The organism is Streptomyces durbertensis, assembly GCF_014156695.1.
In the GTDB taxonomy this organism is placed as follows: Bacteria; Actinomycetota; Actinomycetes; order Streptomycetales; family Streptomycetaceae; genus Streptomyces; species Streptomyces durbertensis.
On the sequence record NZ_WMLF01000194.1, the window covers coordinates 1 to 9,818 of the forward strand.

The 9,818-nt window shown below is 68.8% G+C and carries 9 protein-coding genes; 7 read left to right on the forward strand and 2 right to left on the reverse strand.

Annotation, left to right across the window (positions count from 1 at the left end):
- Positions 1 to 121 precede the first annotated feature (121 nt).
- Both GL263_RS14530 and eccE read right to left on the reverse strand, forming a co-directional pair.
- Positions 122 to 952 carry a hypothetical protein gene (locus GL263_RS14530; RefSeq protein ID WP_228456509.1) on the reverse strand — a complete coding sequence of 277 codons (831 nt, stop codon included), beginning with the start codon at positions 950 to 952 and terminating at the stop codon, positions 122 to 124.
- On the reverse strand, positions 952 to 2,163 hold the full coding sequence (gene eccE, locus GL263_RS14535) for a type VII secretion protein EccE (protein ID WP_323379398.1): 1,212 nt from the start codon (positions 2,161 to 2,163) through the stop codon (positions 952 to 954). The genes GL263_RS14530 and eccE overlap by 1 nt, the downstream gene beginning before the upstream one ends.
- 305 nt (positions 2,164 to 2,468) lie before the next feature.
- Here eccE and GL263_RS14540 point away from each other — a divergent pair, with 305 nt between their 5' ends.
- The 7 genes from GL263_RS14540 to GL263_RS14570 all read left to right on the forward strand — a co-directional run.
- On the forward strand, positions 2,469 to 4,082 hold the full coding sequence (locus tag GL263_RS14540; RefSeq protein ID WP_182856124.1) for a type VII secretion protein EccB: 1,614 nt from the start codon (positions 2,469 to 2,471) through the stop codon (positions 4,080 to 4,082).
- A 273-nt stretch (positions 4,083 to 4,355) separates the two neighbouring features.
- Positions 4,356 to 4,676: a WXG100 family type VII secretion target gene (locus GL263_RS14545; RefSeq protein WP_182856125.1), complete on the forward strand. Its 321-nt coding sequence runs from the start codon at positions 4,356 to 4,358 to the stop codon at positions 4,674 to 4,676.
- A 96-nt stretch (positions 4,677 to 4,772) separates the two neighbouring features.
- The gene (locus GL263_RS14550; protein ID WP_182856126.1) at positions 4,773 to 5,063 is read left to right on the forward strand and encodes a WXG100 family type VII secretion target; all 291 of its coding nucleotides are present in this window, start codon (positions 4,773 to 4,775) and stop codon (positions 5,061 to 5,063) included.
- A gap of 219 nt (positions 5,064 to 5,282) precedes the next feature.
- Positions 5,283 to 6,581, forward strand: coding sequence for a type VII secretion-associated serine protease mycosin (mycP, locus tag GL263_RS14555; protein ID WP_182856127.1), 1,299 nt, complete (start codon positions 5,283 to 5,285; stop codon positions 6,579 to 6,581).
- A complete protein-coding gene (locus GL263_RS14560; RefSeq protein ID WP_182856128.1) occupies positions 6,574 to 6,909 on the forward strand; it encodes a hypothetical protein in 336 nt (111 codons plus the stop codon). The genes mycP and GL263_RS14560 overlap by 8 nt, the downstream gene beginning before the upstream one ends.
- Positions 6,910 to 6,969: 60 nt before the next feature.
- Positions 6,970 to 8,469, forward strand: a complete 1,500-nt coding sequence (locus GL263_RS14565; RefSeq protein WP_182856129.1) for a WXG100 family type VII secretion target — start codon at positions 6,970 to 6,972, stop codon at positions 8,467 to 8,469.
- Positions 8,470 to 8,559: 90 nt separating this feature from the next.
- The coding region (locus GL263_RS14570) for a S8 family serine peptidase (protein ID WP_182856130.1) at positions 8,560 to 9,818 on the forward strand (1,259 nt) is incomplete at its 3' end.

The window sequence follows — 9,818 nt, forward strand, 5'->3', positions numbered from 1 at the left end:
GTGCTCGCCCACGGCCCCGTTCCGAACGAAGTGACCCGGCGGTACGACCGAACCTCCCAGTGAAGCCCGTCCCCCGCCGCCGGGTCAACGTCACCGCCGGCGCCCGTCCTCAGCCGAGGCGTCAGTCGATGCGCCGGGGCGCGCCGAGCAGTCCCGTCTCGGCGTCCGTGGGCTCGGTGAGCACGAACTGCTGGTGGTTGCGGGTGCACCAGAGCATCGCGTTGTCGCTGAGGGTGGGCAGCGTGGCCGCGACCTGCCGAGGCAGCCGCATGACCCGCGCCACCACCTCCGTCTCCTGCGGGGACAGCCGCTGGAGGCCGACGAGGTCCGCCCGGTTCAACAGCCGTGGCGCGCGCGGCCCGAGGAACGGCAGCAGCGTCACCACGCCCTGCCAGGGGCTCGGCGCGAGCTGGTTGCGCGGCGGCTGGGCACCGCAGTCCCGCATCACCAGCACCGGGCTGGAGATCGACGGGCCCTGAGGCGCGATCTGCCGCACGTCGTGCACCGACACGCACTGCTGTCCGCCACCGGCGGCCTGCGCCATCTGCGTCCACACCGGGGCACGCGCGGTCTCCACCGCGACCCGCGCGCCCACCGCGACCGCACGCAGCGCCAGCAGCTGGGCGATCCACACACTGCCCACCAGCAGCACGTCGAGCGGCTTCGGACGCAGCAGGCTGACCACCGCCGGCTGGTTCTGCGGGTCGACGCCGATCACGATGCCGTCGTCACCGACCGGCAGGCTCAACTCCCCGAGCACGTCCGCTGGCAGCAGATGGCGACCGGCACGCGGGCCGCGCAGCCCGAACCCGGGCTGCGCGCGCCGCGCCGGACCGGCCGACGTCGCCGAGTCGCCCTCCGGCGTGGGCAGATGGCTCGGCCGGCCCGGGCGGGCCGTCCAGGTGTCCTGGCCGGTCCAGGCGGGACGCTGCGGGTAGACGGGCGTGGACATCAGCGGGTACCTCCGAGGGGAAGCGTGGCCAGCAGACCGGGCAGCTGCTCCCGGTCCAGCCGGACCAGGCCGGCCTTCGCCGAACGCGCACGCTGCTCCAACTCCTGCTGGGCCGCAGCGAGTTCGTTGTCGCTGCGCGCGCAGAGCCGGACGTGGCCGGTGAGCGCGGGGGCGCTGTGCGTGCCGTGGCCGGCCGTCAGGCTGAACACGCTCGCCATCGCCCGGCCGCCCGACAGCAGCCGCGCCAGGTCCGCCAACTGCGTCGCGCCCGCGCCGAGTTGCGGCCACGACCGCACCCAGTAGGAGGAGTGCCACCGGTCGTCGCACCGCCAGGCGCGCGCCGTCTCCTCCGTGCGGCGCCGACTCTGGTTGTCGCGCCCGGCCGCGACGTTGGCGCGCGGGCTGGCGCACACCGCGACACCTAGCGCGGCCACCACCTCGCGCTCCTCCAACACGCGGGCCTCCAGCCCGTATCCGCTCAGCCGGCTCACCAACTGGTCGGCCGCGCGCAGCAGCGACCGCTGCGCGCCGCCGAGTCCGCCTCCGCGTGCCTCCACCGCCTCCGGACACAGCTCCGGATCAAGCTTCAGGGCGATCCACGTCATCTGCACGGCCGGCGTCCCGGTACGCGCCTGCAGCGGCCCGTAGGAGACCGCCGCGACGGCCTGCGGAGGCAGGTGCGGCGCCGGCGCCGGCTGGCTGTACTGAACGAACTGCGCGGACTCCAGCCGGATGTCCTCGATCTGCAGCGCCGAGTGCAGCAGGTGCAGCGGTACCGGGCGGCTGCCCCGCACCGGCCGCAGCGGCTCGTCCGGCGCCTCCACCTGCACCAGCGCCGTCAGGAACGTGCCGTCGCCGACAAAGCCGACCGCGCGCTGCTCCCGGTCCATGTACTCGTAGGTGCGCAGGCTCGGGTCGCACTCCACCACCGGAGTGAACGCCGACTCCACGCCCGGCGGCACCGGCACGATCGACGCCCTGCGCCGCTTCATGGCCCGCACGGTGGCGAACCAGTCCGGCAGCGGCACCCGCCGCCACCGACCCAGCGCCGCCACCAGCAGCAGTACGGCGACCACCGCCATCGCCACGGCCAGCAGCATGTGCACGGCCAGACCCACCAGCACAAGGGCCAGCGCGATCTCCACCAGCACAAGCTGCCGCACCCGCACCGCGCCGAACCCCCCACTGCGCGAACGCAGTCGGGGCGTCACGGGCGCGGACGCACGGCGCCGGCCGTCACCCCCCGGTGGCGCGGCGGCGGGAGGCGGCGCCGCGGGACCGCCTCGGGACGGATCCTGCCGGCGGCTGCGGCGTCGGGACCTGGTGGCGCTGGACATCCCCCGGCGTGCTCCTCTACTGCTCGGCGCCTCGCATAGCGACCGCCGCATCGACTGGTTCCGGCTACTCGACACCCGGACCGTACGGACCGATCATCACACGGCATAGTAGAGGCCGCGCCGGCGGTAGCCGGGAGACGGTCGCAGATGGAACTGGCACACGGGGAGTCAACGCAACCATGGCATCACGCCGGGACGAGCTCAATGCCTACAACTTCGCGCGCAAGCGCACAGTTGCCGCATTCCTCAAACCGCTGCCCAACGGTTCCGTCGAGAGCGCCCCGCGTCCGGTGCGAACGGTCGTACCGACGGCCGTGCTGGGCCTGTTGATCGTCGTGGGCTTCGGCGGCTGCGGACTGATCAAACCGGCCGCGCCGGCCGGCTGGAACAACCCCGGTGAAAAGGTCATCGTCGGCGACAAGTCGACGACCCGGTACGTCGTTCTCAACTCAAAGGAAAAGGACGAGCGGGGCAATGCGAAGAAGCTCCTGCACCCCGTACTGAATCTCGCCTCCGCCCGACTCCTGCTCGACCCCTCGAAGTTCGAGGTCGTCAAGGTCAAGGAATCCGTTCTCGACGGCGACGGCGCGCCTCCGCACGGCCCCACCATCGGCATCCCCTACGCCCCCGACCGGCTGCCCGAGCCGGAGGACGCCGCGGCGAAGAAGACCTGGGCGCTGTGCGAGCAGCCCGGCGGCGGCGCCGACTCCCGCGTCCAGCGCGGCCTCTTTGTCTTCGCGAACAAGGACGAGCAGCGCGCCAAGGTCACCGACGCAGGCAAGGGTCGGCTGAACAAGCGCGGCTCCCTCTACGTCAAGGACCCCGACGGCGCCGAATGGCTCGTCGACCACCTCGGGGTCGCCCACCAGCTCGACGCCGCGTTCCCCGAGCGGATGCTGCGCCAGAACGTCGACCGCCGCGAGCAGCAGCGTCTCGACGGGCTGCTGCGCGGCATCCTCTTCGGCCAGGAGACCGCACCCCAGGCGGTCAGCGAGGAGTGGATGAGCACCCTCATCAAGAGCCCCCTCCCGCTCTTCTTCCCGCCCGTCAAGGACGCCGGCCAGCCCTCCGCCACCACCGGCGTGCCCACCGAGCACCGCACCAACGGCAAGATCATCGAGGCGAACGGCGAGTACTACGTCGTACTCGACGACGGCGTCGCACCCGTCTCGCCGTTTGTCGCCAAGCTGCTGCTGGAGGGCCCGGTCGGCGGCGCGGTCTACCAGAACGAGGCCCCCGAGCCCGTCAAGCTCCCGCTCGCCAGCATCACCGTCGACCAGCCGCGCTTCATGGGCGAACTGAACGGCCAGCAGGTGCCGTGGCCCCGGGAGGAGACCTCCCGCGCCAACACCCACGAGCAGTCCGACGGGCGCCGCGTGGTGTGCAGCGTCTACTACGGCGGCAACCGCACCATCCCCGGCCTCGGCACGGAGACCGACGTCCGGGAGATGTCCACCTGGGCCGGCCGCCGCTACCCCGCGCCGATCGTGGACGGCAGCGGCAGCACCTACGTCACCCCCGGCAGCGGGCTGCTCTACAAGGAGGTGACAGGCAAGGCGAAGGACGGTTCGCTCTTCCTCGTCACCGACACCGGGCTGCGGTACTCCGTGCAGGTCAACAACGACAGCGCGGACACCTCCGGCAGCGCCGACAACGAACAGAACAAGGCCCAGATCCGGCTCGGCTACGGCGACATCGCCGCCCCGCCGCTGGTCCCCAGGGAGTGGTCCCGCCTGCTCTCCGCCGGCCCGTCCCTCAACACCGAGGCCGCACGCCAGCCACAGGGAAGCTGACCCGCACGCCGCCCGGCGCCGGTGGACATTCACCCCCCACCGGCGCCGTCCGAATCATCCCCTTCCTTCCCGATGTGTAATTCCCGCGCCCAAATCACTTGCCTCCACGAGCAGTTGGAGTCTGTAGTGAACAGGTCACAAACCGCGGCCCGTCATTGGGAGTGTCAGAGCCAGTGGTTACAGTGGCTTTAGGCACCAACAAGGTGGTGCCGACCGCGGGGCGCCGGAAGGCACCCGGCGGGCAAGGTGCGAGTCTCATGGGGGACGTTGACTATGAGCGGTAGGTTTACGACAACTGAGGAGGAGATGGTTGCGTTCAGCAACAAGATCTCCAACGTCAGTAGCTCGATCCAGGGTGAGATCAAGCGCCTCCAGACCGTGGTCGACACGATCACCGGTGGTTGGAAGGGCGCGGCGGCGACCTCCTTCAACACCATGCAGTCGCAGGTGAACACGGACGCCACCAAGCTGAACCAGGTCCTGGCCGAGATCAAGGAAGCGATCGACGCCACCACCAAGAACTACGTGGCCTCCGAAGAGGAGCAGCGGCAGATCGTGACCAAGGCCGGCGCCGAGGCGTCCCCCTTCGGGTGACCCTCCTCCCGCACCGCTCACGCGGGCGGGTGACCTCTCCGGTCCACCACGGCTCACCGAAGCCGACCCACCTCACCGACTCCCCGAGGAGACACCATGTCGGGCCAGATCCTCGTCAACTTCCAGACGATCCAGCAGGCCGCCACCGACGTCCGCACCACCGCGGGCAACATCAAGTCGCAGCTCGACGACCTCGAGAGCGGCGTCAAGCGCATCGCCCAGAGCTGGGAGGGCTCCGCCAAGGAGGGCTACCAGACCCGGCAGCAGGAGTGGGACAAGCGCGCCGCCTCGCTGCACGCCACCCTCCTCGCCATCTCCAAGGCCCTCGACACGGCCGCCCAGAACTACGAGGCCACCGAGCAGAAGAACGCCGGCATCTGGAACTGAGACTCGCCGAGCGAGTCCACCACGTGCCGCCCGCGGACGGCACGTGCGCAGGTACACCACAGGGCGGGCGCGCTTGGAGAGTGCGTCCGCCCACCCGTCCGTAGACCCGGGCCCGCTCCACCGGGCCCGGGCCACGTCAGGGCAGTCCGAACCACCACCTCCCGCGGCCCCGCGGGAAGCAGCACATCGGTCCAGCACCGGGGAAGAGCGGATAAGACCGTGGCACACCGCGACCAACGACACCGAACCGGCCGCTGGCGCCGCGCCGCCCGCAGGGCCGCCGTCGCGCTGTGCGCGTTCGGCCTCGTCTGCGGGCCCGCCACCTCCGCCCTCGCCGACGACGGCCCCGACGCCCCCGACGCTCCCGACGGAGAGGTCGGCGTCCCGCTCAACAACGGCCAGTGCAACTTCCCCGCCGACCCGATAACCGGCACCCCCTGGTCCCTCCAGCGTCTGCTGCTCGACCAGATGTGGGAGGACACCCGGGGCGAGAACGTCACCGTCGCCGTCATCGACAGCGGCGTCAACCGCTCCCACCCGCAGCTGAAGGGCGCCCTCGTCAAGGGCGCCGACGTCGTCGATAAGAAGGGCGACGGCACCGCCGACACCGCCGGCCACGGCACCAAGGTCGCCGGCATCATCGCCGCCCGCCCCGCCAGGGGCACCGGCTTCGTCGGCATCGCCCCGGCCGCCAAGATCCTGCCCATCCGGCAGAACGACCCGGAGAAGGGCGGCGTGGTCAGGGGCCTCATCGAGGCCATCGACATCGCCATCGCCCGCGAGGTCCAGATCATCAACATCTCGCAGGGCACCAGCATGCGCCTGCCCCCGAACTCCGCACTCCACAAGGCCATCGAACGGGCGCAGGCCGCCGACATCCTCGTCGTCTCCTCCGCCGGCAACGACGGCGCTTCCGGCGCCGCGAAGGACACCTACCCGGCCTCCATCGACGGCGTCCTCGGCGTCGCCGCCTCGGACCGCAACAACGAACGCGCCGCGTTCTCCCAACCCGGTTCCTTCGTCGACCTCGCCGCACCCGGCGTCGACATGGTCTCCACCGTCCCCATCGGAGGACACTGCGTCGACCACGGCACCAGCTTCGCCGCGCCCTACGCCGCCGGCGTCGCCGCCCTCGTCCGCTCCAAACACCCCAAGTGGACGTACGAACAGGTCATCTGGCACCTCCAGCGCACCGCCGACCGCGTCCGCCCGGACCGGGACCAGAACGTCGGCTGGGGCGTCGTCGACCCCGTCGCCGCCATGACGGACGACGACGAACCCCCCACGGGCGAACCCGAACCCGACAAGACGGAACTCGCCGGCGTCAACGCCGACAACATCCTCCCGGCGCCGCTGATCCTCGGCGAAACCCCCCAGGAACGCCGCGTCCGCTACGGCCTGTACATCTTCACCGGCGGCGTGATGGGCGTCGCCATCGTCATCGGCACCTCCGTCGCCCTCCGCGACTGGCGCCGCAAAACCGCACACCATCTTCACGGGGAGGCCACTCATGGCTAAAAGCGAGGCGTACCGCGTCGATCTCAGCTCGCTGGAGCAGGTCGTCAAGGACCTCAACGGAATCCTGAAGCAGCTCGCAGGGGCGGACTCGAGTGCCAAGTACAAGACGACACTCTCCCCCACAGCTCTCGGAACCGCTGCGAACGGCGTCAATTTCGCCGAAGCCGACAAGATGACAAAGGCCCACGCTGTGATGAAGCGTCACATCGAGGAGATCGTCGAGCACCTCAACGAGGTCATGGACCAGTACGGCAAGAAGACGAAGCGCGCGCACGGCGCCTACCAGGACCAGGACGCCGACATCGTTGGTGCGATGAGGGGCCGATGACGAAGTCAAGGACTGAGCGGGCTCGACGGTTGGTAGAGAAGAACAAGGGGGAGCGCATCCATGGCCGGTAACAAGTCTCTGCCGGGCGGCTCTGAGTACGAGTATCACAACTACATTCCGCCGCAGCAGTGCTTCAACGAGAAGCACACAACGAACTTCGCCAACCTCGATGTGAGCACGATGAAGGCCATGGTGGGGGCAGCGAACCCGACTGAGGTCCTGAACGTGGCCAAGGGATGGGAGGATCTCTGCATCCTCCTCGTAGGCAGTTCCAAGGGCGGCGGAACTGGTGGTATCCACAAGGATTTCACGACTGCCGTCAAAAAGGTCCTCAACGACTGGCAGGGTGATGCGGCGGATAGGTTCAAGGAGGAAGCAGAGAAGATCCGGAAGAAGCTCTTTGACGCCTCCGAGTACGCTCGCTACACCCATCTCGCGATGCAAAACGTCGGTACGGTCTTGAAAGACATCAAGGCCAAGGTTGAGAGCATGGAGGAGCCCGGCGATCTGGAGTCAGCTGCCGACAAGCTCGCGGACGGTAAACGAGACGACTCGGGTCTTAAGCGCGACCTCGCCGCTGGTATGAGCACAGAACAGGCCCTACAGCGCAACGCGGGCTCGCTCTCGCTGAAGAAGGAGTGGCAGCTCGAGGTCGCTGTCTACATGGAGCGACTCGGTTCCGCATACAACTCCCAGGCAAAGGCAATGGGAACGTGGCAGAAGCGTAAGAAGGACCTAGACAATGAGGACGGGTACCCCGGCAGCCCAGGCGGCATTGCTCCAGTGCCAGCTGTGCTCCCTCCAGGCGGTGCCGCAGTCAAACCCGCCGGCCTTCGCCCCGGCGCGACAGGTCCCAACGGGCCGGGATTCACCCCGCCCAGCGGAATCGGCAGCCAGCGCCCGGACGGCATCACTGGGGGAGTTGGCACGAACAAGCCGGGAACCGGAATCAACGGTCCGAGCGGGGTCAATAGCCCGATCTCTCAGGTCGGTACTGGCCTCAACGGCGTATCACCCAACAGTACGGGCCTCGGCGGTGGCGGTGCGGGCCTGAGCGGCGCGGGGCTCGGCGGCGGTGTCGGTGGTGCAGGGACCGGTGCCGGAGCAAGCGGGACTGGTGCCATGCCCGGCGGGATCGGCGGTGCCGGTGCTGCCCGTGGAGCCGGCAGCCGAATCGGTGGTGCGGGCGGCCGCGTTGGTGGCGCTGGCCGAATGGGCGGCATGCCTGGCATGGGTGGAGCTGGCGCCGGCGCTGGTGGTGTTGGCAAGGGCGGGGGCTCAGGCCGTGGCGCGCTTGCGAAGACGCGGGGTGGAGTTGTCGGTGCTGCCGGCAAGCCCGGTGCCGGTGCCCAAGGAGGTTCCGGCCTCCACCGCAGTCGCGGCGGCTCCCAGGCCGGTAAGGGCGGGACGAGCCGTGGCGCGGGCATGATGGGCGCGCCCGGAGCCCGTGGCGCTGCGGGCAATGAGGACAAGAACCGCAAGGACCGTCCCGACTACTTGGTGGAAGACGAAGAGACCTGGACTACGAAGCGGAACGTCGCGCCCCGCGTGATTGAGTAGTCCTGTGCCACCTTCCGGTGGCAGCAGATCTCAAGACGTGGTCCACAGCCCGCGGGCTGTGGACCACGTCCCAGGGAAAGGTGATGAGGCATGGGCTTCCCTCACGCACTGCGTGTGGTGGGCGGCATGGTGCTTGCTGGAGCACTGCTCTTTGGTGCCCCGCCGGCGGCTGTGGCCGATCAGGTCCGGGAGGACCAGTGGCCGCTGAAGGCGTTTGACGCCAACGCGATCTGGAACATTTCGAAGGGTGCAGGCGTCACTGTCGCGGTGATCGACGACGGTGTGGATGCGCAGCATCAAGACCTTCGACGCAACCTGCTCCCAGGGCGATCGTTCCTGGACGGAGGTGAAGGTGAGCTGCGCGCTGGGAAGGGTCACGGCACGAGCATGGCTGCAATCATTGCAGGCCACGGACATGGACCGGGGAACTCATCAGGTGTCGTGGGCCTGGCCCCGGAGGCGAAGATCCTTCCTCTTGCCACCGACGGGACAGGTGACCAGACTGTCGCAGCCATTCGGTACGCCGTCGACAAGGGCGCTTCAGTAATCAACATCTCCCAAGGGAGCCCTGATAGCTCGGAGGCGGAGGCGCAAGCGGTAGCCTATGCCTTCGAGAAGGACGTATTGGTAGTCGCTGCTGCAGGTAATGAGGGGCGCGGCCCTGAAGGGGAAGAGTACCCTGCGAGTTATCCGGGCGTTGTCTCAGTGGGAGCTGTAGCCAGTAACGGTGAGGTTTGGGAAAAGTCAAACTATGGCCCCAAGTTGATGCTTACCGCGCCGGGTGTCGGTATTGTTTCGGCCGGAGGTGGAACCGCTTCCTTCCCGTACCGCAAGGGGACAGGAACCTCCGGGGCTGCCGCACATGTGTCTGCCGCAGCAGCGTTGCTGCGAGCAAAGTTTCCAGATCTGACTGCCGGACAGATTGTCAATCGGCTAGTGGAAACTGCGGGCTTGCCTCCTTCGGCGAAGGACATCTCGCTTCCCGACGAGAAGTACGGGTACGGATACATCCAGCCGTTCGCTGCGCTGGACAGTGACATTCCGGCTGGGCCGAAGAACGGCCCGCTGAAGGTGCCTAATGAGCCCGGATCTGATCCTTCGGCCTCTGCATCCCCTCATCCCGACCTCGACTATGTCGATCCCGATGCGTACAGCTTGAACCTCCCCCTCATCGGAGGAGGCTTCGCCGCGTTTGTGCTGCTGGTAGTCGGTCTCGTGGTCGTGCTTGTGAGGAAGAAGAAGCGGCCGAACAACTTCTCGCCGCCCGGCGGTCCCATGCACGGCCCGGGTAACGGCGGTGGCTACGGCGGCCCGGCGAACGTCGGGCTGCCGCATCAGCCGCCCGGTCC